Source organism: Devosia sp. P2_G7 (genome assembly GCF_056403495.1).
This window is the reverse complement of record NZ_JBFUFI010000001.1, coordinates 93159-117815: the sequence shown is the minus strand read 5'-3', so window position 1 is coordinate 117815 and position 24657 is coordinate 93159. Positions and strand designations below refer to the sequence as shown.

Here is a 24657-nt window from a genome sequence, read left to right as displayed (position 1 = left end):
GGGGCGGGGTGTCCTTCGACGCAGTCATCGACGTGCAGAACGTCAGCAAGCGCTTTGGCGGCTTGCGCGCAGTCAACGATTGTTCGCTACGGGTCGAGCGTGGCTCGATTACCGGGCTGATCGGCCCGAACGGCGCCGGCAAATCGACGCTGTTCAATCTCGTGGCCGGCAATATCGTGCCCGACAGCGGCAGGATCATCTTTGATGGCCAGGATGTTACCGGGTTGAAACCGCATCAGCTGTTTCATCGCGGCATGCTGCGCACCTTCCAGATCGCGCATGAATTCTCCAACATGACGGCGCTCGAGAATCTGATGATGGTGCCCTCGAGGCAGGCCGGTGAGAACCTCGTCAGCACCTGGCTGATGCCGGGCGCGGTGAAAGCCAGCGAACATCATGTCCGGCAGAAGGCGCTCGATGTCATCGACTTCCTCAAGCTCGGGCACGTGAAGTACGAGCTCGCGGGGAACCTTTCGGGCGGGCAGAAGAAGCTGCTGGAACTCGGTCGCACAATGATGGTCGACGCCAAGGTGGTGCTGCTCGACGAAGTCGCGGCCGGCGTCAACCGCACACTGCTGCAGGATCTCGCCGCCAATATCGAACGGATGAACCAGGAGCTCGGCTACACCTTCTTCGTCATCGAGCACGATATGGATCTGATCGGGCGGCTTTGCGACCCGGTGATCGTCATGGCGCAGGGCGAGAAGATCGCCGAGGGTCCGATGAGCGAGATCCGCGCCAACCCAGAGATTATCGAGGCCTATTTCGGCTCTCCGGTGGGGGCCGCGTAATGGCACTTCTCGACATCAAGGACGTCGTCGGCGGGTACGGCGGCGCGCCGATCCTTAACGGCGTCAACATCGCAATCGAGCAGTCCGATATCGGGGTGATTGTCGGACCGAACGGGGCCGGCAAATCGACAACGCTGAAGGCGATCTTCGGGCTGTTGAAGGTCACCGAAGGCGCTATCCTGTTCCACGGCGAGGAGATCCAGAACTCGCTGCCGGATCGGCTGGTGCCGAAGGGGCTGAGCTTCGTGCCGCAGGAAAAGAACGTATTCACCTCGATGACCGTCGAGGAGAACCTCGAAATGGGGGCGTTCACCCGGGCTGACGATTTCAAGCCGACGATGGAATGGGTCTACGACATGTTCCCGGTGCTGCGCGAGAAGCGTCGGCAGCCGGCCGGTGAGCTGTCGGGCGGGCAGCGCCAGATGGTGGCGATGGGCCGTGCGCTGATGAGCCAACCGAAACTCTTGCTGCTCGACGAGCCGTCGGCGGGCCTCTCGCCGCGCTACGTGCTCGAGATCTTCGAGCAGATCGTCAAGGTCAACAAGGCGGGCGTCGCTATCCTGATGGTCGAGCAGAACGCACGGCAGGCGTTGGCCTTCGCGTCACGCGGGTTTGTGCTCGCGACCGGCAAGAACCGTTTCACCGGCACGGGCGCCGAACTGATCGCCGATCCCGAAGTCGCCAAGAGCTTCTTGGGGGGCTGAGGGGCAAATGAACGAACTGATCTTCTTCTTCAACAACGTCATCGTCGCTGGCGTCGTGCTGGGTTCGATCTATGCTGTCGGCGCCATCGGCGTGACGCTGATCTTCGGCATCCTCCGCTTCGCGCATTTCGCCCATGGCGACATGATGACCATGGGGGCGTTCATCGCCTTCCTCCTCGCCATGGCGGCGACGGCGCTCGGCATCACCACGCCGATCGTCCCCACCGGGTTTCTGGTGCTGCCAATCGCGATGATCCTTGCCGCGATCATCGCGCTGGGACTCGACAAGGGCTTTTACGCGCCGCTGCGCAAGCGCGGCGCGCGGCCGGTGACCATGCTGATCGCCTCGATCGGCGTGACGCTGATCATCCAAGGTGTGATCCGGCTGTTTTTCGGCTCGGGCACCTATTCGTTCTTCGAGACCGAGCAGAAGCAGTTGATCCGCATCCCGGTGCCGCTCGAAGGCGTGACCCGGACGATCAACTTCACCCAGCCGCAGTTGCTGATGATCCTCTGCACGGCGGCTGCGGTGATTGCACTGCACCTGTTCCTGACCCGCTCGCGGCTGGGCAAGGCGATGCGCGCCATGGCCGACAATGCCGACCTAGCGCAGGTCTCGGGCATCAACACCAAGCTGGTGGTGCGGGTGACCTGGATCATCGCCGGCTCGCTCGCGGCGATGGCCGGTACCATGCTGGCGCTCGACGTGAACCTGAAGCCGGACCTGGCGTTCAACATCGTGCTGCCGATCTTCGCAGCGGCGATCGTCGGTGGGCTCGGGCAATCCTACGGTGCCATCGCCGGCGGCTTCCTCATCGGTTTCGCCGAGACGATGGCGATCTTCAACTGGTCGGTGCTGCTGCGGCCGATTTCCGGGATCATTCCCTTCGAGATTCCCGCGACGCTGGCGATCGTGCCGACTGAGTACAAACTCACCGTGGCGTTCGTCATCCTCGTGGTGGTGCTGCTCTGGCGCCCGACCGGTATCTTCAAGGGAGCCTCGACATGATCGCCCGTCGCTCTCTCATGATGTTTGCCGGCCTGTTCGTGCTCTTCACGCTGATCGGCTGGTTCCTCGGCGCTGCCAACATCTCGCTGCTCCTGGTGCAGAGCTTCGCCTATGCGCTGATCGCGCTGGGGCTCAACATCCAGTGGGGCTATGGCGGGCTGTTCAACTTCGGCATCATGGGCATGCTGATGCTGGGTGGCGCGGCCGTCACCTTCATCTCCTATCCCATCAACGCGCAGTTCTGGGGCTCCGACGGGCCGCTGATGCTGGGCAAGGCGTTGATGGCGTTCCTCGCCGGGTTCCTCTTGGTCTGGGGCGCGCGGCATGCCGACCGCTTCGGCATCCGCGGGCGCTGGAAGACTGCGCTGATCGTCCTCGCGTGGATTGTCGCCTATTGCGTCTATCGCAGCCAGATCGACCCCGCGGCCGCCTATATCGAAGACAAGGCGCATGGCGGCTGGGTGGGTGGACTTGGGCTCCATCCGGTGCTCGGCTGGCTGTTCGGCGGCATTCTTGCTGCTGGCGTCGCCTATGTCGTCGGCAAGATCTGCCTCGGGCTCAGGACCGACTATCTCGCGATCGCCACCATCGGCATCTCGGAGATCATCCGGGCGCTGCTCAAGAACATGGATTGGCTGACCCGCGGCACGCTGACCGTATCGCCGATTCCCTGGCCGACGCCGATCCCGCAGAACCTGCAGGCGCAGGGCGTGTCGATCTCGGACTCGTTCATCTATGCGCGCCTGGGCTTCCTGGCGCTGGTCATCGCCATACTCGCCGTGGCGTTCTTCCTCATCCAGCGCGCCTATGGCGGGCCGTGGGGCCGGATGATGCGAGCGATCCGCGACAACCACATCGCCGCGGCCTCGATGGGCAAGAACGTCACCCGCCGGCAGCTCGAGATCTTCGTGCTCGGCTCGGTGCTGATGGGCATCGGTGGCGCGATGCTGGTGAGCTTCCAACAGATCTACGATCCAGGCTCTTACCAGCCGATCAATCACACGTTCCTGATCTGGGTGATGGTGATCGTGGGCGGCGCGGGCAACAACTGGGGTGCGGTGTTCGGGGCGCTGCTCATCTATATCACTTGGATGATCTCCGATCCGGTGTCGCAGTGGCTGTTCAACGGCATCTCGAACTGGTCGACCGATATGGGCTGGGGCGCCATCCCCGAGATCCAGTCGCGGGCCAGCCAGATGCGCGTGTTCGTGCTTGGCGTTGTGATCACCATCGCCCTGCGCTACGCGCCGCGTGGCCTGATCCCCGAAGTGGTAAAGCGCGAAGTCTAGTCCAAATCTGGACGCGCTATTGCATGTTGTCTGGATTTAGACTATGTCTTGATCCGGACAAGGAGCGCATCATGCAGTTCGGTTTCCGTGAAAAGCCTCAGGCTGGTTTTGAGCCTGCCAGCCCGGCTGGTGAGAACATCATCGATCTCGGTCAGTTCTCGGCAACCAACCGGCGTCGCCTGAGCGGCCCGGCGCTCCGCACCTTCCTCGCCATTGCCGAGCAATGGGGACTCAACGAGGAGCAGCGCCGGTTGGTGCTGGGCTACCCGTCGCGCTCGACCTATCACCATTGGGCCAAGCTGGCCCGCGAACAGCACCCCTTCACGCTCGATCTCGATGCGCTGCTGCGGATTTCGGCGGTGTTCGGCATCCATCAGGCGCTGGGTGTGCTTTTTGCCGATGACGCAGATGGGGTGCGCTGGTTGAAGGGGCCGCACATGGCGCCGCTGTTCGGCGGGCAGCCGCCGCTGGCGCTGGTCACCTCGGGCACGCAGGATGGGCTGATGGCGGTGCGGCGCTTCCTCGATGCGGCGCGCGGGGGGCTCTACATGCCGCCCAACGCACTCGATGCGGCGTTCACCCCGTACGAAGACAGCGACATCGTCATCCGCTGATGCAGTCACCCGCCCCGCAGCCGAGTTACCGGCTGATCCCGTCGCGGTTCCCGCCGATCGGCCTGTTCGACACCGTCGCTACCACTGCCGATGCCGAGGCAGTGATGGAACTGGCCGGCTGGACCAATGACCGGCTGGTGAAGCAGCGGTTGGCGCGGCTGCCTCAGGACGAGTGGGTGTTCGGCCGGGCCAATTCCAGCATCGTCATGGCAGCGTTCCTGCATGCGGCACCGAGTGGCGGGCGGTTCAACGGACCGGACCTCGGGGCGTGGTACGCTGCGGCATCGGTGACGACCGCTATCGCCGAAGTGGGGCACCACCTCCGACGCGAGACGCTGGCGCGCGGGCTCGAGGGGATGCAGCGGGACTTTCGCAGCTATTCGGCCCGGCTCGACGGCAGCTATCGCGATATCCGCGGGAGCGAGCCGGAACTGCACGCATCCGACAGCTATGCCGCCGGACAGGCGTTCGGCGAGGGCTTGCGGGCGTCCGGTGAGGACGGCGTGCTTTACGACAGTGTCCGCCACCGCGGCGGCAGCAATGTTTGCGCCTACCGGCCGAGCAAGGTGCTCGACGTGGCGCAAGCCGAGCATTTCCGGGTGAGCGTCAGTGTCGGCGAGCGACGTATCGAGGCGAAGCGGCTCGGCGGCTAGGCGATGCTGGCGAGGAGGGCTCGAACGGCCCTCGGCAGGTCGCGCTCGATGTTGGGGCGGTGCGGGGCAAATTCGGGTTGCGACAGCACGCGCTCCGCCGCCGGCGCCGGGTGCGCGCCCGGCCACATGCCGGCAACCAGTGCGCCGATCATGGTAACGGCCCAGAACGCATCCTCGGCCGACGCGCGCGGGAGCCGAGTCCGCAGCGCCGCAGCGATCTCGCCGGCCATGCCGCCCATGGTGCGCTTCACCACGATGATGGTGTCTTCCGAGACATTGGCTTCGAGCGTGCTCGAAAGGATCGAGGTGAGTTGCCCGAGCCGCCGGCGGGACGCGAACTCCGTCGCTACTGCCTGAGCCAGGGCATCGAGATCATTCTCGGGCGTTGCGGCGACGGCGGCCGCGAGGGCCGGCACGAGTTGGTTCATCTCATCGAGGAACAGGTTCAGCAGCACCTCTTCGCGGCTCTCGAAGTAGCGGTAGACGTTGGACTTGGTGAAGCCGGCCCGGGCGGCGATGGCGTTGAGGCCGGCGCCGAGGGGGCCTTCCGCGTCGAACAGTTCGGCTGCCGCCGCGAGAAGCGTTTCGCGGCGGGCCTGGATTTCCTCGGGCTTGCGGGCCCGCTGGAACGTCGTGCTGGTCATGCCGATGTGGTGCGGCGCTCTGCTGCTGCTGTCAAGCAGCGACGGTCGCCAGCGCCGGGAAACGGACGCCGGTCAGTTGCTCGGAGATCTCCCACAGCCTGCGGGCAACTGTGAGATCGAGTGACTGGGCGGGCACCGACGCTTCGCCGGGATAGCCGCGGATTTCGAACATGCCTTGCGGACCATAGTAGGCACCGCGTTTGGCGTGCGGGTCGGTTGCTGCCATGAGCGTCGGCAGCGCTGCTTGCGGCACCGGCTGGAACAGGAACGAGAGATAGCGCCGTGCCAGGCCCGCCGGGCTGCTGTCGCCCATGCCGTTGACGACAAGCTCGGTTCGCGCCACGCCGGGATGCGCCGCAATGCTGGCGATCCCCCAGCCATTGGCATCGCTTCGCCGCTGCAATTCGAACCCGAACATCAGGCAGGCAAGCTTGGTCTGGCTGTAGGCGACCATCGGCTTGTAGTCGTGCTCCGACTGCAGGTTGGTGAAGTCGATCTTGCCCTGCCGCGCTGCCACGCTGGCGAGCGGCACCACGCGCGCCGCAGGGGCCGCCATCAGCAGTGGCAGCAGGCGTGCTGTCAGCGCGAAATGCGACAGATAGTTGGTGGCTAGCTGCAGTTCGAAGCCATCGCGGGTCTGCTCGCGCTGCGGCGGTGCCATGACACCGGCATTGTTGACGAGGATATCGAGGTGGTCATGCTCCGCGGCGAAATGCTCGGCGAAGGCGGCGACGTTGGCCAGGGCCGAGAGGTCGAGGGTCTCGTACGAGATCTTGGCGCGCGGGACTTCGGCGCGGATGCGGGCGAGGGCGGTGGCGCCCTTCTCGGCGTTGCGACCGGTGAGCATCACGTCGGCGCCGGCACGGGCCAAAGCCAGTGCGGTCTCGTAGCCGAGCCCGCCGGTGGCGCCGGTGATGAGGGCGAGCTTGCCCGATTGATCCGGAATGTCCTTGGTCGACCAGCCCATGGCTGCACCTCAATAAGAGAACGATGGTCTGCAATTAAGAGACCGTCGGTCTGCTGTCAAGGTGCGGCCAAAGAAAAAGGCCCGGGATTGCTCCCGGGCCTTCGAACCATAAGAGGCGGAGGCCTCCGGGCGCGGTGCTTACTTCACCGGGCCGATTTCGACGAACTTGCCGTCCTGCACGGCGACTTCGACGATGATGCCGTCGACATCGCCGGCCTTGTCGAAGTCGGCGGGGCCGCCGGCGCCGTCATAGTCGATGTCAGTACCGGCCTTGATCAGCTCGAGAGCCTTGCTCCACTCGCCGGGCAGGATCTTCTCGCCGGGAGCCGAAGCGATCTCACGCAGAGCGGCCGAGAGGCCTTCGCGCTTAGCCGAACCGTTCTTCTCGACCGCGAGGGCGAGGAGGAACGCGGCGTCATAGGCCTGCGGGGCATAGGTCGCCGCCGGGTCCTGGCCGGCATCGGTCGCCAGCTTCTTGTAGGCGTCGGCCGAGGCGCCGGTATAGGCACCGGCACGGGTGGCTATGATCTTGCCGTTGACGGCAGCCGGATCGAGGCCAGCCACCAGGTCGTCGCCGATCATGCCGTCGCCGCCGACGAACGCGGTGAACTCGCCGCCTTCGATGGCCTGCTGCAGCACGGTCTTGCCCGAGCCCGAAGCGTAGGCGAGGATCACGAGGTTCTGCGAGCCGCCCGAGGACAGCTGGCCGAGCTCGGCGCGATAGTCGGCCTTGCCGTCTTCATGCGCGACGTTGGCCGACACAGTGCCGCCATTGGCGGTGAACTGGGCGACGAACACGTCGGCGAGGCCCTTGCCGTAGTCGTTGTTCACGTAGGTGACGGCAACGTCCTTGATCCCCTTGGAGATCAGCAGGTCAGCCAGCTTCACGCCCTGGAACGCATCCGACGGGGTCGTGCGGAAGACCAGGTCGTTGTCTTCGAGCGTGGTCAGCGCCGGAGCCGAAGCCGACGGCGAGATCTGCACGACGCCGCCCGGGATGCCGGCAGCGGTGGCAGCGCCGATGGTGGCGCCGGTGCAGAAGGCACCAACGATGGCGGTCACCTGGTCGGTGTTGACGAGCTTGTCGGCGGCCGGACCGGCGACCGACGGATCGCAAGCAGAGTCACCGGTGACGGAGACGACCTTGCCGCCGCCGAGAATGCCGCCCTGGGCGTTCACCTCGTCGAAGGCCAACTGGGCGCCGGCAACGATCGGCGGAGCCAGGCTTTCGATCGGGCCGGTCAGATCGCCGAGAATGCCGATCTTGACGTCTTCGGCGAGCGCCGGAACTGCGAGACCGAGCACGGTCGCGGCAACGGCGAGGCCAAGGATGCTAAATTTGTTCATGATGTCCCTCTGTACAGTCGCTCCGCCGTGCGGCGTTGTTACCGGCCGTCTCCGTCGAAGCAACAATCAACGGGGGCACAACCCGTGCCCCGCTGCGGGCGATATTGCATAAATTGCGAAGGCGAGTCATCCGCTTTTGATCAGACGGTAAAAGCCTTAGGGCATTTGTCTTCGCCGCTTCCCGCCCTATAAGTTCGACCAGCAAATCCGCCCTCGCTCCGGTCCGATGACAAAGCTCGTTCGTTGCCTCACAGTTCTCGTCTTCGCGCTGCTCCTCGGCAACGCCGTGGCACAGGAGTCGGTCCAGACGCTGGAGACACCGGCGGAGGGCGCTGCTGCAGACCCGGCGATCGGCGAAGCGCCGCCGCCACCGCCGTGCGGCACCCAGCAGGTGGCGATCGCACGGATGGGCTGGCCATCGGCGGCCCTGCTGGCCGAGATCCATTCGCGGCTGCTGACCGCCAGCTTTCTCTGCAACGTCGCGGTGCAGGACGGCGATCTCGCAGCCACGGGCTCATCTATGGGCGCGACCGGCCAGCCGGCAGTCGCGCCGGAGCTGTGGATCGGGCGGATTGCCGACATCTGGAATGCTGCGATGAAGGGCCAGAAGGTGCGACAGGCCGGTGCGCCCTATGCCGATGCGGTGTTCGAGGGCTGGTTCGTGCCGGATTACGCTGCGGCGCAGTGGCCGGAGGTAACGACCGTGGATGGACTCAAGGCACATGCCGCCGATTTCGGCGACGGCAATGGGCGCGGCAAGTTCATCTCCTGCCCGGTCGACTGGGGCTGTGCGGTGGTGAACCGCAACATGCTGAAGGCTTATGGGCTCGACCAGAGCTTCGACATCGTCGAGCCGGCCAACCGCTTCGAGCTCGATACGTTGATCGCCGAGGCGGTGGGGCGGAAGGAACCGATCCTGTTCTACTACTGGCAGCCCAACGCCGTGCTCGCGCAGTTCGCTTTCAAGCCAGTGACGCTCGCCCCCTACGACCGCGACGCGTTCCTCTGCATGGGACGCACCGCCTGCGCCACACCGACCCCAACCGGCTTTGCCCCCGATCCGGTGGTGGTGGCGCTGGCGGAGTGGGTCTATCTCGATGCTCCGCAGGTAGCGGGTTATTTCGGTCGGGCGCGGATGCCGTTCGACGAGATGAACAAGCTGCTGCTGGAACTGGGCGAGGCCGGCGCCACGGTCGAAAGCGTGGCTGACCGGTTCGTCGCCGAGCGCGGCGAAATCTGGCGCCCCTGGGTGGGACTGCCCTCGGCCGAGAAGCCGCCGGAAGCGGCGCCGCAATAACGCTAGGATTTCGTTAGCCACGTTGGTGGCCCGTGGCGCCGCTGTTACGCGAGTGTCACGAACCGGTCCTAGCGTCGCTTGCGGCGTGGCATGGCTGATGGCTCCTAGTAGCTTGTATTCATTGTCGTAATGGTGGCCGTTAGGGCTTCTGAAAGACTATTGGGCGAGGTTGCGGTCCGGCCAGCGCGGCGGATCGTGCCGGCCGGGAGCCAGGAGGCCAACCGTTGCAACGTCAAGCCTCATTGCACCACGTCATCGGCACCTACCGCATGGTCTTCACCGGGGTGGCAGCGCTCGTGCTGGTGACCGGACTGATCGCGCTGCTGGGCTATTTCACCGACCCGCGGGCCATAGAGATGGTCGTGGTGCGGGTGCTGGCGGGGGCCAGCCTCCTGCTGCTGTTGCGCTGGGGTTATGTACGGCTGAAGCAGGAGTTGGAGGCCGCTGCCGATGAACAGCGCCAGCTCCTCGACCTCGCCTATCGCGATGCGCTGACCGGGGCGCACACCCGCTCGTATTTCTTCAGCGCGCTGAAGGAGAGCCTGCATGGTGGCGACCGACCCGTCGCCTACATGCAGATCGACATGGATAACCTCAAGGTGCTCAACGACTCGCATGGCCATGGCGCCGGCGATGCGGCATTGGTGCACCTGGTCAAGACGCTGAAGGCGCTGATGCCGGACGCGTTGATCGGGCGCCTGGGCGGCGACGAGTTCGGCATTGTCCTCGTGGGACAAGACAGCAAGCCCGCGCTGGTGCGGTTGGGCGACCAGATTCTTGCGACGCTCGGACAACCGACCAGCATGGAAGGCCGGCCGATCCGTCTGTCCGCCACCATCGGCGTGGCGCTATGGCCCCAGGATGCGGCCGAGGCGGATGAACTGATCTCGAAGGCCGACCTGGCGCTCTACAAGGGCAAGAAGCAGGGACGGGCGACGACGGTGACGTTCGAGGCGGAGCTGATGGCCGACGAGCGGCACAAGCGTTTCGTCGAGCGGGACCTGCGAGCAGCCATCCTGCTCAATGAACTCGAGCTGCACTACCAGCCGATTTTCGCTGCCGACGGTGTGACCCGGCTCACCTACGAAGCGCTGGTGCGCTGGCAGCATCCGGTGCGTGGGCAGGTGCCACCGTGCGATTTTATTGGCATCGCCGAGCAATCCGACCTGATCGACAAGCTGGGCGACTGGGTGCTGCGCCGCGCCTGTGCCGATCTCAGGCGCCTGGGCACACCCAATGTCGGGATCAACGTCTCGGTCGTGCAGCTGCGACGCGGCGACTTCGCTGAGCGCTTCACGGTCATCCTCGCAGAGAGCGGGATCAGAGGCAGCCAGATCGTCATCGAGATCACCGAGTCGCTGCCGTTACAGGCCGGCACGGTGGAACTGCGCAATATCGAGACGCTGCGGGCGCTGGGCGTGCGCGTCGCGATCGACGATTTCGGCACCGGCTTCGCGAGCCTCGAGTATCTGCGCGGCTTCCCGTTCGACATCATCAAGATCGATCGCTCCTATGTGATGAACCTGCCGGGAAGCCGGATCGACGGGCTGATCGTTTCGGCGATCGCCAAGATCGCCCGCTCGCTGAAGGTCGAAGTGATCGCCGAAGGCGTCGAGACCACAGAACAACTGGAGTTCCTGCAGCGGGCCGGCGTCACGGCGCTGCAGGGCTATCTACTGGCGCGACCGGAACCGCTACAAGCCTTGGCGCCGCGGTTGGCTTCGGCCGCCTGAGCCGCGGCTGGAGCAAGCAATGACCATCGAGATACGGCCCGCCCAGCAGCGGGAGGCGGAGAGCATCCGCAGCATCGTCCGAGTCGCCTATGCCAAGTGGGTGCCGCTGATCGGTCGCGAGCCGATGCCGATGCGGGCGGATTACGAGCGGGCGCTGACCACGCACCGGTTCGACCTGGCTGTCGAAGGCACCGAGATCCGCGGCCTGATCGAGACGCTCACCCACGATGATCACATCTGGATCGAGAACGTCGCCGTGGCGCCCGAGGCGCAGGGGCAGGGGATCGGGCAACTGCTGTTCGCACATATCGAGCAACGGGCCATCCAGGCCGGCCTGCCGCAGTTACGGCTGCTGACCAACGGGGCGTTCGAGGCCAATCTGACGCTCTACAAGCGGCTCGGCTTCGTCACCGACCGGGTCGAGGAATTCATGGGCGGCACCGCCGTTTACATGAGCAAGACTCTCTAGGAGCCTTGGAGCGCCTAACCCAAAGTCATGAGACTTAGGGCGGGCGATGGCGCGCCTTGCCTCTCGGATGCAGCGATGTCTATAAAGGCTTCCGGGAAGACCCAGGCATATCTATCGGAGTATGTGATTTGGACGTGAAGCGGATCAACGACCACGTGAGCGTGTCCCCGCAGATCAACCCCGAGGATGTTGCGGCTATCAAGGCCCAGGGTTTCGTCGCCATCATCAATAACCGGCCGGACGGGGAATCCCCGGACCAGGCTACCAGCGCGACGATCGCGCAAGCGGCGCACGACGCCGGCCTCGCCTATCATTACATTCCGCTCGGTCGTGAGGGGGTCAGCTCCCAGATGATCGAGGAGACCAAACAGGTGCTCGAGGGGAGCACCGGTCCCGTGTTCTGCTATTGCCGTTCCGGCACGCGTTCGACGACCCTGTGGGCGTTGAGCCAGGCCGGCAAGGCGCCTGCTTCCGAGATCATCTCGGCGGCGGCAAATGCGGGTTACGACATGTCCCACCTCGCGGGACATCTGAGCCAGAAATAGGGGCGGCGGCCCTTCGGGGCCAGTGCCCTGAGACTACCCTTGCCGGCACTAGCGTGCCTCGCCCCCTCCTGCTCGGGTTAAATCGATGCCGATCAAGAAGATCCTCGTCGCCAATCGCAGCGAAATCGCCATCCGGGTGTTTCGCGCCGCCAATGAACTGAACATCAAGACCGTTGCCTGCTATGCCGAAGAGGACAAGCTGGCGCTGCACCGGTTCAAGGCCGACGAGGCCTACCTGATCGGCAAGGGCAAGGGCCCGGTCGAAGCCTACCTGCAGATCGACGAGTACATCCGGATCGCCCGCATCTCGGGCGCCGATGCGATCCACCCGGGCTATGGCCTCTTATCGGAATCGCCGGAATTCGCCGACGCCTGCGAGGACGCGGGGATCATTTTCATCGGGCCCAAGGCGCAGACGATGCGCGACCTCGGCAACAAGGTCGCGGCGCGCAACATGGCGATTGCGTCGAAGGTGCCGGTGGTACCGGCGACTGACGCGCTGCCCGACGACATGAACGAAGTGAAGCGGATGGCCGCCGAGATCGGCTATCCGCTGATGCTGAAGGCGAGCTGGGGCGGCGGTGGCCGCGGCATGCGCCGGATCATGGACGAGTCGACGCTGATCTCCGAGGTCTCGGAGGGTAAGCGCGAGGCGAAGGCGGCGTTCGGCAAGGACGAGATGTATCTCGAAAAGCTGATCGAGCGGGCGCGCCATGTCGAGGTGCAGCTGATCGGCGACGACCACGGCAACCTCGTGCATCTGTTCGAGCGCGATTGCTCGGTGCAGCGGCGCAACCAGAAGGTGGTGGAGCGGGCTCCAGCGCCGTATCTTAGCCAGGAAGTACGCGACGATCTCACCGGCGCTGCGATCCGGCTTGGCAATGCGGCGCGCTATCGCGGCGCCGGCACGGTCGAGTTCCTGCTCGATGCCGATACGAACAAGTTCTACTTCATCGAAGTGAATCCGCGCATCCAGGTGGAGCACACGGTGACCGAAGTGGTCACCGGCATCGACATCGTGAAGGCGCAGATCCGCCTGCTCGAGGGTGCGGTGATCGGCACGCCCGAGTCCGGTGTGCCGCTGCAGCAGGATATCCGGCTCAACGGCAACGCCATCCAGTGCCGCGTCACTACCGAGGATCCGGAGCAGAACTTCATCCCGGACTATGGCCGCATCACTGCCTATCGCGAGGCCACCGGTTTCGGCGTGCGCCTCGATGGCGGTACGGCCTATGCCGGCGCGGTGATCACCCGGTTCTATGATCCGCTGCTCGAAAAGATCACCTGCTGGGCGCCGACCGCCGACGAGGCGATCGCCCGCATGCACCGCGCGCTGCGCGAGTTCCGTATTCGCGGCGTGTCGACCAACCTGGCGTTCCTCGAGAACATCATCACGCATCCGGATTTCGTCGAGAACCGCTACACCACGCGCTTCATCGATACGACGCCGGCGCTGTTCGACTTCAAGCGGCGGCAGGACCGAGCGACGAAGCTCCTCACCTATATCGCCGATGTGACCGTGAACGGGCACCCGGAAGTGCGTGACCGGCCGCGGCCGCCTGCCGACGCGGCGGCGCCGGTGGTGCCGGAGTATGAACCGCTGATCGTCGTCGAAGGCTCGAAGCAGATCCTCGATCGCGATGGGCCGAAGGGGCTGGCGCGGTGGATGAAGGCGCGCACCGAGGTGCTGTTCACCGACACGACGATGCGCGATGCGCACCAGTCGCTGCTGGCGACGCGCATGCGCTCGTTCGACATCACCCGCATCGCGCAGGCCTATAGCCGCGGGCTGCCGAACCTGTTCTCGCTCGAATGCTGGGGCGGGGCGACGTTCGACGTGTCGATGCGCTTCCTCAACGAGGATCCGTGGGAGCGGCTGGCCGCGGTGCGCGAAGGTGCGCCGAACATCCTGACGCAGATGCTGCTGCGCGGCTCGAACGGCGTCGGCTACACCAACTATCCGGATAACGTGGTGAAGTTCTTCGTGCGCGAGGCGGCGAAGGGCGGGGTCGACGTGTTCCGCGTGTTCGATTGCCTCAACTGGGTCGAGAACATGCGCGTCTCGATCGACGCGGTGATTGAGGCCGACAAGGTGGCCGAAGGCGCCATCTGCTACACCGGCGATGTGCTCGACCCGAACCGGGCGAAGTACGACCTCAAGTACTATGTCGGGCTGGCTAAGGAACTGGAAGCTGCCGGCGCGCATGTGCTGGGGCTGAAGGACATGGCGGGGCTGCTGAAGCCGGCTGCCGCGAAGAAGCTGATCGAGACGCTGAAGTCGGAAGTCGGGCTGCCGATCCATCTGCATACGCACGACACGTCGGGCGCGGCTTCCGCGACGATCATGGCGGCGGTGGACGCCGGGGTCGATGCGGTCGATGCGGCGATGGATGCGCTGTCGGGCACCACCTCGCAGCCGACGCTCGGCTCGCTGGTGGCAGCGCTGAAGGATGGGTCGCGCGATCCCAAGCTCGATCAGAAGGTGATCCGCGAGATCTCGTTCTACTGGGAAGCGGTGCGCAACCAGTACCGCGCCTTCGAGAGCGACCTGAAGGGCGGGGCCTCGGAAGTGTACCTGCACGAAATGCCGGGCGGGCAGTTCACCAACCTCAAGGAGCAGGCGCGTTCGCTCGGGCTCGAGAGCCGATGGCATCAGGTGGCGCAGACCTATGCTGACGTGAACCAGATGTTCGGCGACATCGTAAAGGTGACGCCGAGCTCGAAGGTAGTGGGCGACATGGCGCTGGCGATGGTGTCCGCCGGGCTGACCCGGGCGGATGTCGAGGATCCTTCGCGCGATATCGCGTTCCCCGACTCGGTGGTCGGGTTCTTTGCCGGTGATCTCGGCCAGCCGCCGGGCGGCTTCCCGCCGGCCTTGCAGAAGAAGGTGCTGAAGGGCAAGAAGCCGCTCACCGAGCGGCCTGGCTCCTATCTCAAGGACGTCGATCTCGAGACCGAGCGGGCGAAGATCGCCAAGGAAGCCGGCGAGGAGATCGACGACAAGCGCCTCGCCTCGTACCTGATGTACCCCAAGGTGTTCTCGGACTTCCTGAAGACCCAGGACAAGTACGGCCCGACGGCGGCGCTTTCGACGCCGGTCTACTTCTACGGGTTGAAGGAGGGTGAGGAGCTCTTCATCGACATCGAGAAGGGCAAGACGCTGGTCCTCACCTACCAGGGTCGCGCCGAGACCAACGAGAAGGGCGAGGTGCGGGTGTTCTTCGACCTCAACGGTCAGCCGCGCACCATCATCGTGCCGGACCGGCTGAAGGTCGGCGACATCAAGGTCCGCGCCAAGGCGGCATTGGGCGACGCCAAGCAGATCGGCGCGCCGATGCCGGGGGTGATTTCGGGGCTGGGCGTCAAGGTCGGCGACAAGGTGTTTGCCGGCGACGTGCTGCTGTCGATCGAAGCGATGAAGATGGAAACCGCCATCCACGCGGAATCCGACGGCGTCGTCGCCGAGGTGACGGTGAAGCCCGGCGACCAGATCGACGCCAAGGATTTGCTGGTCCGGTTCGAGTAGCTCAGATTTCCGCGCCCATCGCTTTCGCGATGGTGCGGAAATCCGCTTCACTGATTTCGAACAGGCCGAAGCGCATCTGGTAGCCCCAGTTGGCCTTTCCGCGGGAGAACTCGAGCTTGTCGAGCAGTGGCGCGATCGGAGCGTCCTGGCTCTCGGCATAGTCGACGTTGCGGCGCCACGGGGTGAAGTCGCCGCCCATGACGCCCTGGTAGAGCTCTTCGTCCCGCACCCGGCCAATCGTGGTGAAGCTTTGCAGGCGATCCTTGCCGCCGATCGTCTCGGCGGGGGAATAGTAGGCCACGCCGTCGCCGGTGCGGATACGCTGCAGCGGGGCCTTCTTGCCGTGGTTCACCTGCATGAAGCCGTCACGCCCGCGGCGGGCGTGCTCGGCCGAGGCAACTGCGATCCAGTACTTGGTCATGTTCAGTCTCCGTTTCGTGCGGAGACCAATGTCACGGCGGACTGTCAGAAACCGGCAGTGGTCAGCGCCGGCGGTAGTGGCCGTCGATCACCTTGTTGCCCTGGGCGTCGCGATAGACCTTCACCGGCTGCGGTAGCAGGCGGACGATGAACGCGACCAGCATCGGGATAACGACGAAATCGTCGACCCAGCCAAGCAGCGGGATGAAATCGGGGATCAGGTCGATCGGACTCAGGAGGTAAGCCGGGACCAGCAGCATCAGCGCCTTCAGGTGCACCGGCGTGTGCGGCGACAAGAACGCCTGCCACAGAGTTGCGAGTTCCTTGCGGAAGGTGAGGAAGCGAAGGAGGAACCTGTTCATGCTGGGTGACATGGTTCGGACCGGGTCGTGGTTCAAGACCGCTGGTGCATTGTGCCGCAGCTTCTGGCCCTATTTCAGCCCGGCGCGGTCCTTCAGCAGCTTCACGATCGCCATGGCGTGGCCGTGGCCGAGCTTGTAGTCGGCCTTCAGCCAGTCGGTGATCTGGGTCGCCTTGGTTCCCGGCTTGGTAAAACCCTTCTCGGTTGCGAGCTTGATGAATTCGTCGGGGGTTACGCCGGTCTGCTTCTGGATGTTGTCGAGATAGGCCTGAAAGGTCATGAGCGGCTCGCTTCAATCGGTCACGCAATCGTAACATTGCGCCGCCAACGTCAAAGGCCTATTTGCTCGGCAACGAGGTGAGCAATGAGCATTTTCCCGCGCCGGCAGGCGGTTGGCGTCAATGTTGGTGGCGTGATGGTCGGCGGCGGTGCGCCGATCGTCGTGCAGTCGATGACCAACACCGATACCGCCGACATCGATGCGACAGTGAAGCAGGTGGCGCAGCTGTGGCGCGCTGGGTCCGAACTGGTGCGCATCACCGTCGACCGCGACGAAGCGGCGGCGGCGGTGCCGCACATCCGCGACAAGCTGCGGGCGCGCGGCGTCACCGTGCCGCTGATCGGCGATTTCCACTATATCGGCCATAAGCTGCTGACGGATCATCCGGCGGCGGCCGAGGCGCTCGACAAGTACCGGATCAATCCGGGCAATGTCGGCTTCAAGGCGAAGCGCGATACGCAGTTCGCAACGCTGATCGAGCTGGCCATCAGGTACGGCAAGCCGGTACGCATCGGGGTGAACTGGGGTTCGCTCGATGAGGAACTGCTGACCCGGCTGATGGACGAGAACTCGGCTTCGGCGGCGCCGGTTTCGGCAGCGGCGGTGCAGCGCGAGGCGATCATCCAGTCGGCGCTGCTGTCGGCGCAGCGGGCCGAAGAGATCGGGCTGGGGCGCGACCGGATCATCCTGTCCACCAAGGTTTCGGACGTGCAGCACCTGATCGGGGTGTACCAGGATCTGGCGGCACGCTGCGATTATGCGCTGCACCTTGGCCTCACCGAGGCGGGCATGGGCTCGAAGGGCATCGTCGCGTCTTCCGCGGCGATGGGCATCCTGCTGCAGCAGGGGATCGGCGACACGGTGCGCGTCTCGCTCACGCCGGAGCCGGGCGGCGACCGCACGCAGGAAGTGCGGGTGGCGCAGGAACTGCTGCAGACCATGGGCTTTAGGCAGTTCCTGCCAGTGGTCGCGGCCTGCCCGGGCTGCGGGCGCACCACATCGCAGACGTTCCAGGTGCTGGCCAAGGAAATCCAGGATCACCTCAGCTCCTCGATGCCGGAGTGGAAAGAACGGTATCCGGGCGTCGAGGCGCTGTCAGTGGCGGTGATGGGCTGCATCGTCAACGGCCCGGGGGAGAGCAAGCACGCCGATATCGGCATCTCGCTGCCCGGTACCGGCGAAACGCCGGCCGCGCCGGTGTTCATCGAAGGCCAGAAGGTCGCGACGCTGCGCGGTGCGGATGTCGCCGACCAGTTCAAGGTGATGGTGGCGGATTACATCGAGAAGCGGTTCGGCACAGCCGAGAAGGCGACAGCGGCGGAATGATCGAGAAGGCTTGCCCCGTGGTGCTGCGCCAGCGGGGCGGCATCGAGGTTCTGGCGTTTCGTCATCCGCTGGCCGGACTGCAACTGGTCAAGGGGACCATCGAATCCCGAGAGGCGCCGGCTGCCGCGGCGCTGCGCGAACTTGCCGAAGAAGCCGGCATTACCGACGCAAGGATTTCGGGCCGGTACGGTGCGACCCTGCTCGCTACCGATGAATACTGGCACTTCTTCCGCGTGAGCGTTCCTGAACTGCCCGACAGTTGGACCCACCATGCGCCGGACGATGGCGGGTATGACTTCCAGTTCTTCTGGCACCCACTCGGCACACCCGCGGATGATGAGTGGCATCCTAACTTCAGGGCGGCGCTAGCCTATATTCGCGATCTCGCGGCATAGGCAGCCACTGGCTTTCGAAGGCTCACTGACTTGCTAAGGTGAGTGATCGAAACACCGCTGAAGGTTGCCGATGCCGAGCCCAAACCTGCCTGAGCCGCCGTATTACATGGTCAGCTTCGCCTCGCAGCGAACGCCCGGCGATAACGGGCACAGCGAGATGGGCGCCGCAATGCTCGAGATGGCGCGCCGGCAGCCGGGCTTTCTCGGCTTCGAGAGCTGCCGCGACGCCAGCGGCTTCGGCATCCTCAATTCGTTCTGGGCCGACGAGGAGAGTATCCGCAACTGGAAGGCGGTCGCCGAGCACGTCGAGGCGCAGCGGCGCGGGCGGGCCGAATGGTACGCTGGCTACCACATCCGCATCGCGCTGGTGCAGCGGGCCTATGGGTTTGAGGGAGCGGCCGGCAACTCTCAGTCCTAGCGCTCGCGTTCGGCGAAGAAGCGGGCGGTGGCGCGGAGGCCGTCGGCGCGGTGGTCGAAGGGGAGCAGGGCGGTCAGCGCGTCGTGGATGACTTCGCCGAGCTGGCGCTGGGCGGCTTCGACGCCGATGCGGGAGACGATCGTCTGCTTGCCCTTGCCGGCGTCCTTGCCGGTGGCCTTGCCCAGTGTTTCGGTGGAGGCCGTGACGTCGAGGATATCGTCGGCGAGCTGGAAGGCGCGGCCGGCGGCCTCGGCGTAGTCGGTGAGGTGGGCGAGGTCGGTGTCGGAGGCGTTGCCGAGGATGGCGCCGATGCGGACGGCGGCGCGGATCAGGGCGCCGGTTTTCATCGCCTGCATCTGGGCGATGGCGCGTTCGGTCAGGAAGCTCGTTTCGCCCTCGATGTCGCGCATCTGGCCGCCGACCATGCCGCCGGCGCCGGCACCGGCCGCGAGTTCGGCAACGAGGCGGACGCGGATAGCGGGGTCGGGGTGGGCACTATCGCCGGCGAGGAGGCCGAAGGCGTGGGTCAGCAGGGCGTCGCCCGCAAGGATGGCGGTGGCGTCGTCATAGGCCTTGTGGACGGTGGGCTGGCCGCGGCGCAGGTCGTCGTCGTCCATGGCGGGCAGGTCGTCGTGCACCAGCGAGTAGCAGTGGATCATCTCGACGGCGAGGCCGGCGGTTACGGTCGCGGCAGGCGCCACGCCGAAGACGCCGGCGGCTTGGCGGACGAGCAGCGGCCGGAGGCGCTTGCCGCCGTTGAGGCTGCCGTGGCGCATGGCAGCGATGAGGCGCTCGGGCGGGATGCCGGGGGTGGTCAGAGGTTTGGCGGCGAGCAGCGCGTCAAGGGCGCGCTCGGTGTCGGAAGCGGTGCTGGCGAGTTCGTCGGGGAAGGAGTAGGTCACGGGGTGGTCCGAGCCGGGATTGACAGGTTCTTACTCGAAACAACTGAGCGTGTGGACCCCCACCCTTGATCCCTCCCCACAAGGGGGAGGGTGACGACTGAGAGACCCGAGCAATGGAACCCGCAGATGGGCCAATTTCGCCCCTTCCCATCGGGCCAATTGTGCTCTATAGACGCCCCCAATTCCCGACAGACCCTGTCTGTTAGACGCCGGAACGCTTTCGGCGAAACGCTATTGAACCAGGAGTAACAACCATGGCAGTGCCAAAGCGCAAGACCTCGCCGATGAAGCGCGGGTTCCGCCGCTCCGCCGATGCGCTCGCAATTCCGGCTTATGTCGAGGACAAGGATTCGGGCGAGCTCCGTCGTCCGCACCACGTGGATCTGAAGACCGGCATGTATCGCGGCCGGCAGATTCTGCAGCCCAAGAGCTCGTAAGCCTTCGGGCCGGCTCCCGAACTGGGAGCCGGCCGTTTCCATTTGTTTCAGAGGCATCCCGGCTATGGGCACGCGCGTCGAATCGGATTCCATGGGCACGATCAACGTGCCATCGGAAAAGTACTACGGGGCGCAGACCGCCCGCTCGCTGGCGAATTTCGACATCGGCGGCGAGAAGATGCCGACCGAGATCATCCGGGCCTTCGGCATCCTCAAGAAAGCGGCGGCGCTCGCCAACCACAAGCTGGGGCTGATGGACCTGGCGACGCGCGACCTGGTGGTTGCGGCGGCCGATGAAGTGATCGCCGGCAAGCTCGCTGACCATTTCCCGCTGGTGGTGTGGCAGACCGGGTCGGGCACCCAGTCCAACATGAACGTCAACGAGGTGATCTCGAACCGCGCCATCGAGATGGCCGGCGGTACGATGGGCTCGAAGAAGCCCGTGCACCCGAACGATCACGTCAACATGAGCCAGTCCTCGAACGACACCTATCCGACGGCGATGCACATCGCGGCGGTCGAGGCGATCGAGAACTACTTGGTCGACCGTGTGATGCTGCTGCGCAATACGCTCGACGCCAAGGCCAACGAGTTTATGGGCGTAGTCAAGATCGGCCGCACGCATCTGCAGGACGCGACGCCGCTGACGCTCGGGCAGGAGATTTCCGGCTGGGTGGCGCAGCTCGACCTGGCGCTGAAGGCGATCCGCGCGACGCTACCGCAGCTTTATGAGCTGGCGTTGGGCGGCACGGCGGTGGGCACCGGGCTCAATGCGCATCCGAAGTATGGCGAGACGGTTGCGGCGGAAATCGCGGCGCTGACCGGGCAGCCGTTCATCACGGCGCCGAACAAGTTCGCGGTGATGGCCGGGCACGATGCGTTCGTCGGCTCGTCCGGCGCGCTGAAGCAGCTGGCGGTGGCGCTGATGAAGATCGCCAACGACGTGCGCTGGCTGGCTTCCGGGCCGCGCTCGGGCCTTGGCGAGATCACCATTCCCGAGAACGAGCCGGGCTCGTCGATCATGCCGGGCAAGGTCAACCCGACGCAGGCCGAGGCGACCACGATGGTCGCGGTGCAGGTGATGGGCAATGATACGGCGATCGGCATTGCGGCGAGCCAGGGCAATTTCGAGCTCAACGTGTTCAAGCCGGTGATCGCGTACAATTTCCTGCAGTCGGTACGGCTGCTGGCCGATGCATCGAAGAGCTTCAACGACCACTGCGCGGTGGGGATCGAGCCCGATCGCGACCGGATCAAGCAGCTGGTCGACCAGTCGCTGATGCTGGTGACGGCGCTTAACCGCAAGATCGGCTACGACAATGCGGCCAAGATCGCTAAGCACGCGCACAAGAAGCGCTCGACGCTGCGCGAGAGCGCGATCGAGCTGGGGCTGCTCACTGGCGAGGAGTTCGACGCGGAGGTGAAGCCCGAGCAAATGGTCGGCCCGCTAAAGGTCTGATGATTCTGCCATCGGTGCGAAATCGTACCGCAGGGCTGGCGGTGGGGGCCCGGCTTTGGCATTGTTCCCCGCACAACTTTCGCGGAGCGCGCCATGTCCGACAACACTGTATTCATCCCGCAGGGTGGTCGCGCCGCGCGTCACGGCGCGTTTATTCCGCCGCTGCTGCTGATCCCGCTGATCGCCTACAACTTCTTTGCCTTCCTTTTCATGGGCGGCAGTCCAGTCGGCTGGAGCCAGCAGCTCCTGACCATTCCGATGGTATCGGGCGTGCAGTGGTCGCTGACGGCGGGCGACCTGATGCTGGTCGTCGGGTTGATCTGCCTGTTCTTCGAGGTGCTGAAATCCACCAATACCGGGCGCAACTCGGTGGTCGAGCATATGCTCTCGGTGGTGGTGTTCGTGATCTTCCTCGTCGAGTTCCTGCTCGTCGGGGCGGCCGCCAGCTCGGTGTTCTTCATCCTGATGATGATGGCGATCGTCGACGTTGTGGCGGGCTTCACTGTCTCGATCACCGGCGCGGGCCGGGACGTCTCGATGGGCGGCTGAGGCCCACCCAACTGCCCAGCCGCGTCAGGTAACGATGGTCGTCCGGTAGCCCGCGGGCATGCGCCGGACGGCGATCTTACTGCCATTGGCATAAGCGTCGACGGCCTGCCCCACCGGGGCGCGACGGCGTTCGCGCTGCGGCGCGAGGTGCTGGCGTTCGGCGATCAGCTGGCTGAGGAAGTCGGCATGGGCGGGCGTGTGAACCAGTGTCAGCCGTCCACGCGGGGCGTCGAGCGCCACCGGTAGCCTGAAGACCTTCTTATCCGTCCCGTTTTCGTCCATCGCCTCGGCCTGGTTGTGCCGATCCGGAGCGACTGTTTCATTCTGGGACAGCCTGATCCGGACCTATGCGAGTAACGTCGCAATGGCCATGCCAGGTTGCAATGTTTCGTTAGGACTTTCCCGTCTTATGCGAAGTGAGGGTTAACCGCGTGGGGTGTCGGCGCGTACCGGCTTTCCCCACCTCGACGGAGGTCAAACCCTCGAAGGCGGGGGTGATTGGAGGCCGGTTTTGGGCGGCCAGCTACCCTTTGAACTCGTCCTTTGCCTTGCGCAGAGCGCCAAACACCTTGGCGGGCTCGGCGCCCGGCGCGAAGCCCATGGCCTGGGCGAGCACCGGCTGATCGGCGCGGAGGAAGGGGTTGCTCGCTTTCTCCATGCCGAGCGTCACCGGGATGGTGTACTTGCCGGCCTCGACCATGCGCTTGACCTCGGCGGCACGGATGTTGAGCGCCGGGTTCTTGGGGTCGACGCTCAGGGCGAACGCGGCATTTGCCGCAGTGTATTCGTGGCCCGGATAGACCAGGGTGTCGTCGGGCAGGGCCCGGAGCTCCTCGAGCCCTGCCCACATCGGACCCGGCTTGCCCTCGAACATGCGGCCGACGCCGAGCGAGAACAGCGCATCGGCGGAGAACAGGTGCCGGCCGACCGGATCGTAGTAGGCGATATGACCAAGTGTGTGGCCGGGCGTCTCGATGACGATGAAGTCGGTTTCGCCTAGGGATATGGTATCGCTGGCCGAGACCAGCACCTCGAGGCCAAGGATCTTCGAGGCCTCGGCCTTGGGACCGACGACGCGCACCCCATATTCACGTTTTAGGACGGGAATGCCTTCGACGTGGTCAGTGTGGTGGTGGGTGATGAACAGATCGGTCAGTTTCCAGCCGCGGCGCTGCAGCGCCTCCTTGATGGCCTTGGCGTCGGGCGCGTCGATGGCGGCGGTGCGGCCGCTGGCGACATCGTGGACGAGGTAGCCGAAATTGTCGGTGCGGCAGAGAAAGGTGTCGATCAGCAAGGGCACGTTGGGGAGTCTCCGGCTAGAGCTGCGGCCGCGTGGGTGGCAAGCGGCAACGAAGCATGACAGAAACTAGAGAAGGTTTTCGGACAACGCCATGACCTCACACGTCGAGCGGCTGATCGGCTTCTACAAGTCGCCCCTGGGAAAGATCTCCCGCGCCCTGCTGCGCGAGGAGGTGTTGCGCTTTGCCGGCAATGTGCGCGGGCTGCGCGTGCTCGGGCTGGGCTTTGCGACGCCCTACATGCGGTTCACGCTGGAAAAGGCCGAGCGCGTGATCGCGGTGATGCCGGCCCGCCAGGGCGCCTCGGCCTGGCCACGCGAGGGCCCTTCGCACACCGTGCTCTGCGATCCGCTAGAACTGCCGCTCACCGATGCGGCGGTGGACCTGATCGTTGCCGTGCATGCGTTCGAGCATGTCAGCGACACCGAAGAGCTGATGCGTGAGCTGTGGCGGGTGTCGGCGCCCAATGCGCGGTTGATCGTGGTGGTGCCGAAGCGCCGCGGCACCTGGTCGTCGATCGACACCACGCCGTTTGGCGACGGGCACCCGTTCTCGCGCGGCCAATTGGAGCGGCTGCTGCGCGACCACAGCTTCGTGCCGGAGCAGTGGCGCGATGCGCTGTACGTGCCGCCGTCGCAGCACTCGTTGGTGCTGAAGTCGACCCGCTTCTTCGAGCGGGCCGGGCGGATGTTCGGGCCGACCTTTGCCGGCGTCCATTGCGTGCTGGCGCGCAAGGAACTGTTCCCGGCCGTGCCACGGCGCAAGAAGGCCGAGCGGCTGATCAGAGTGCCGGCGATGGCCCCGCAGGCGGCGATGGAGATGCCGAAGGAGCGGTAACTCCAACGCCGCTCGCTACATGGCGCTTTCGGCGCTGACTTGCGGCCTGAGGTGCAACGATACTTCGCCCGACCAGGGCTCGGTGACGCCGCGGCCGCCGCCGAGATCTTCGAGCAGCGAACGTTGGCGGTCGAGGCTGGCGATCATTTCGGGGCGGGCCCGCACCAGGTCAGACATCTCGGTCCATTCGCCGACGACGATGAAGTCGCGCTCGCCGGTCTTGACGATCCAGAAGTTGCGCAGCCCCGTCATCTTCAAGTTTTCGAAGTCTCGGTTGATGGCAAGGAATTCCTCCTCGCGGCCGGGTTTCACCCGCATATGCACGATGTTCATTGCCGTCATCGGATCCTCCTCCGTTTGCGACCGATCATGCGCCAGTCACCTTAG

28 protein-coding genes are annotated in these 24657 nt (G+C 65.1%); 18 read left to right on the top strand and 10 right to left on the bottom strand.

Going from position 1 to position 24657, the window contains the following annotated elements:
• Nucleotides 1-8: 8 nt before the first annotated feature.
• The 6 genes from AC1DWU_RS00685 (at nt 9) to AC1DWU_RS00660 (ending at nt 5060) form a co-directional block, all read left to right on the top strand.
• The gene (locus AC1DWU_RS00685; RefSeq protein WP_477148027.1) at nt 9-791 is read left to right on the top strand and encodes an ABC transporter ATP-binding protein; all 783 of its coding nucleotides are present in this window, start codon (nt 9-11) and stop codon (nt 789-791) included.
• Nucleotides 791-1495 (top strand): ABC transporter ATP-binding protein, encoded by a 705-nt coding sequence (locus tag AC1DWU_RS00680; RefSeq protein ID WP_477148026.1) that lies wholly within the window; start codon nt 791-793, stop codon nt 1493-1495. The genes AC1DWU_RS00685 and AC1DWU_RS00680 overlap by 1 nt, the downstream gene beginning before the upstream one ends.
• 7 nt (nt 1496-1502) lie before the next feature.
• Nucleotides 1503-2504 (top strand): branched-chain amino acid ABC transporter permease, encoded by a 1002-nt coding sequence (locus tag AC1DWU_RS00675; RefSeq protein WP_477148025.1) that lies wholly within the window; start codon nt 1503-1505, stop codon nt 2502-2504.
• Nucleotides 2501-3793: a branched-chain amino acid ABC transporter permease gene (locus AC1DWU_RS00670; RefSeq protein ID WP_477148024.1), complete on the top strand. Its 1293-nt coding sequence runs from the start codon at nt 2501-2503 to the stop codon at nt 3791-3793. Before AC1DWU_RS00675 ends, AC1DWU_RS00670 begins: the two co-directional genes overlap by 4 nt.
• 71 nt (nt 3794-3864) lie before the next feature.
• On the top strand, nt 3865-4407 hold the full coding sequence (locus AC1DWU_RS00665; protein WP_477148023.1) for an MbcA/ParS/Xre antitoxin family protein: 543 nt from the start codon (nt 3865-3867) through the stop codon (nt 4405-4407).
• On the top strand, nt 4404-5060 hold the full coding sequence (locus tag AC1DWU_RS00660) for an RES family NAD+ phosphorylase (protein WP_477148496.1): 657 nt from the start codon (nt 4404-4406) through the stop codon (nt 5058-5060). The genes AC1DWU_RS00665 and AC1DWU_RS00660 overlap by 4 nt, the downstream gene beginning before the upstream one ends.
• Here the strand turns inward: AC1DWU_RS00660 and AC1DWU_RS00655 are convergent.
• The 3 genes from AC1DWU_RS00655 to AC1DWU_RS00645 form a co-directional block, all read right to left on the bottom strand.
• A complete protein-coding gene (locus AC1DWU_RS00655; protein WP_477148022.1) occupies nt 5057-5704 on the bottom strand; it encodes a TetR/AcrR family transcriptional regulator in 648 nt (215 codons plus the stop codon). The two genes, AC1DWU_RS00660 and AC1DWU_RS00655, sit on opposite strands and share 4 nt — an antisense overlap.
• Nucleotides 5705-5735: 31 nt before the next feature.
• A complete protein-coding gene (locus AC1DWU_RS00650) occupies nt 5736-6671 on the bottom strand; it encodes an SDR family oxidoreductase (RefSeq protein WP_477148021.1) in 936 nt (311 codons plus the stop codon).
• Nucleotides 6672-6809: 138 nt separating this feature from the next.
• Nucleotides 6810-8018, bottom strand: a complete 1209-nt coding sequence (locus tag AC1DWU_RS00645) for an ABC transporter substrate-binding protein (RefSeq protein ID WP_477148020.1) — start codon at nt 8016-8018, stop codon at nt 6810-6812.
• Between the two features lie 226 nt (nt 8019-8244).
• Between AC1DWU_RS00645 and AC1DWU_RS00640 the strand changes: the two genes are divergently transcribed.
• The 5 genes from AC1DWU_RS00640 to pyc all read left to right on the top strand — a co-directional run bounded on the left by AC1DWU_RS00640 (nt 8245) and on the right by pyc (nt 15588).
• Nucleotides 8245-9315 (top strand): glycine betaine ABC transporter substrate-binding protein, encoded by a 1071-nt coding sequence (locus tag AC1DWU_RS00640; protein WP_477148019.1) that lies wholly within the window; start codon nt 8245-8247, stop codon nt 9313-9315.
• 224 nt (nt 9316-9539) lie between these two features.
• Entirely contained in the window at nt 9540-11048 is a 1509-nt protein-coding gene (locus AC1DWU_RS00635; RefSeq protein ID WP_477148018.1) for a putative bifunctional diguanylate cyclase/phosphodiesterase, read from the top strand.
• Nucleotides 11049-11067: 19 nt separating this feature from the next.
• A complete protein-coding gene (locus AC1DWU_RS00630) occupies nt 11068-11517 on the top strand; it encodes a GNAT family N-acetyltransferase (protein ID WP_477148017.1) in 450 nt (149 codons plus the stop codon).
• A 134-nt stretch (nt 11518-11651) separates the two neighbouring features.
• Nucleotides 11652-12062 (top strand): protein tyrosine phosphatase family protein, encoded by a 411-nt coding sequence (locus tag AC1DWU_RS00625; protein WP_477148016.1) that lies wholly within the window; start codon nt 11652-11654, stop codon nt 12060-12062.
• 85 nt (nt 12063-12147) lie between these two features.
• Nucleotides 12148-15588 (top strand): pyruvate carboxylase, encoded by a 3441-nt coding sequence (gene pyc, locus AC1DWU_RS00620; RefSeq protein ID WP_477148015.1) that lies wholly within the window; start codon nt 12148-12150, stop codon nt 15586-15588.
• Between the two features lies 1 nt (nt 15589).
• On the opposite strand, the gene AC1DWU_RS00615 is transcribed toward pyc, so the two are convergent.
• From AC1DWU_RS00615 to AC1DWU_RS00605, 3 genes are all read right to left on the bottom strand, one after another.
• Entirely contained in the window at nt 15590-16009 is a 420-nt protein-coding gene (locus AC1DWU_RS00615; RefSeq protein WP_477148014.1) for an EVE domain-containing protein, read from the bottom strand.
• Between the two features lie 61 nt (nt 16010-16070).
• Entirely contained in the window at nt 16071-16370 is a 300-nt protein-coding gene (locus tag AC1DWU_RS00610; protein ID WP_477148013.1) for a YkvA family protein, read from the bottom strand.
• Between the two features lie 69 nt (nt 16371-16439).
• Complete coding sequence (locus tag AC1DWU_RS00605; RefSeq protein ID WP_477148012.1) at nt 16440-16649, bottom strand: DUF4287 domain-containing protein; 210 nt, start codon at nt 16647-16649, stop codon at nt 16440-16442.
• An 84-nt stretch (nt 16650-16733) separates the two neighbouring features.
• On the opposite strand from AC1DWU_RS00605, the gene ispG reads away from it, so the two are divergent.
• The 3 genes from ispG to AC1DWU_RS00590 all read left to right on the top strand — a co-directional run bounded on the left by ispG (nt 16734) and on the right by AC1DWU_RS00590 (nt 18788).
• Nucleotides 16734-17975 carry a flavodoxin-dependent (E)-4-hydroxy-3-methylbut-2-enyl-diphosphate synthase gene (ispG, locus tag AC1DWU_RS00600; protein WP_477148011.1) on the top strand — a complete coding sequence of 414 codons (1242 nt, stop codon included), beginning with the start codon at nt 16734-16736 and terminating at the stop codon, nt 17973-17975.
• Nucleotides 17972-18370, top strand: coding sequence for an NUDIX domain-containing protein (locus tag AC1DWU_RS00595; RefSeq protein WP_477148010.1), 399 nt, complete (start codon nt 17972-17974; stop codon nt 18368-18370). The genes ispG and AC1DWU_RS00595 overlap by 4 nt, the downstream gene beginning before the upstream one ends.
• A 70-nt stretch (nt 18371-18440) precedes the next feature.
• Nucleotides 18441-18788: an antibiotic biosynthesis monooxygenase family protein gene (locus tag AC1DWU_RS00590; RefSeq protein WP_477148009.1), complete on the top strand. Its 348-nt coding sequence runs from the start codon at nt 18441-18443 to the stop codon at nt 18786-18788.
• Here AC1DWU_RS00590 and AC1DWU_RS00585 read toward each other — a convergent pair.
• Nucleotides 18785-19690: a polyprenyl synthetase family protein gene (locus tag AC1DWU_RS00585; RefSeq protein ID WP_477148008.1), complete on the bottom strand. Its 906-nt coding sequence runs from the start codon at nt 19688-19690 to the stop codon at nt 18785-18787. The genes AC1DWU_RS00590 and AC1DWU_RS00585 overlap by 4 nt on opposite strands.
• Before the next feature lie 254 nt (nt 19691-19944).
• Here AC1DWU_RS00585 and rpmF point away from each other — a divergent pair, with 254 nt between their 5' ends.
• The 3 genes from rpmF (at nt 19945) to AC1DWU_RS00570 (ending at nt 22135) form a co-directional block, all read left to right on the top strand.
• A complete protein-coding gene (rpmF, locus tag AC1DWU_RS00580) occupies nt 19945-20127 on the top strand; it encodes a 50S ribosomal protein L32 (RefSeq protein WP_477148007.1) in 183 nt (60 codons plus the stop codon).
• A 64-nt stretch (nt 20128-20191) separates the two neighbouring features.
• Nucleotides 20192-21586 carry a class II fumarate hydratase gene (gene fumC / locus AC1DWU_RS00575; RefSeq protein ID WP_477148006.1) on the top strand — a complete coding sequence of 465 codons (1395 nt, stop codon included), beginning with the start codon at nt 20192-20194 and terminating at the stop codon, nt 21584-21586.
• Nucleotides 21587-21679: 93 nt separating this feature from the next.
• Complete coding sequence (locus AC1DWU_RS00570) at nt 21680-22135, top strand: hypothetical protein (RefSeq protein ID WP_477148005.1); 456 nt, start codon at nt 21680-21682, stop codon at nt 22133-22135.
• A gap of 24 nt (nt 22136-22159) precedes the next feature.
• Here AC1DWU_RS00570 and AC1DWU_RS00565 read toward each other — a convergent pair whose 3' ends face one another.
• Nucleotides 22160-22417: a hypothetical protein gene (locus tag AC1DWU_RS00565; RefSeq protein ID WP_477148004.1), complete on the bottom strand. Its 258-nt coding sequence runs from the start codon at nt 22415-22417 to the stop codon at nt 22160-22162.
• A 241-nt stretch (nt 22418-22658) separates the two neighbouring features.
• Entirely contained in the window at nt 22659-23435 is a 777-nt protein-coding gene (gloB, locus tag AC1DWU_RS00560; RefSeq protein WP_477148003.1) for a hydroxyacylglutathione hydrolase, read from the bottom strand.
• A gap of 91 nt (nt 23436-23526) precedes the next feature.
• On the opposite strand from gloB, the gene AC1DWU_RS00555 reads away from it, so the two are divergent.
• Entirely contained in the window at nt 23527-24270 is a 744-nt protein-coding gene (locus AC1DWU_RS00555; protein ID WP_477148002.1) for a class I SAM-dependent methyltransferase, read from the top strand.
• A gap of 15 nt (nt 24271-24285) precedes the next feature.
• Here AC1DWU_RS00555 and AC1DWU_RS00550 read toward each other — a convergent pair whose 3' ends face one another.
• Nucleotides 24286-24612 (bottom strand): DUF718 domain-containing protein, encoded by a 327-nt coding sequence (locus AC1DWU_RS00550; RefSeq protein WP_477148001.1) that lies wholly within the window; start codon nt 24610-24612, stop codon nt 24286-24288.
• Nucleotides 24613-24657: the final 45 nt, after the last annotated feature.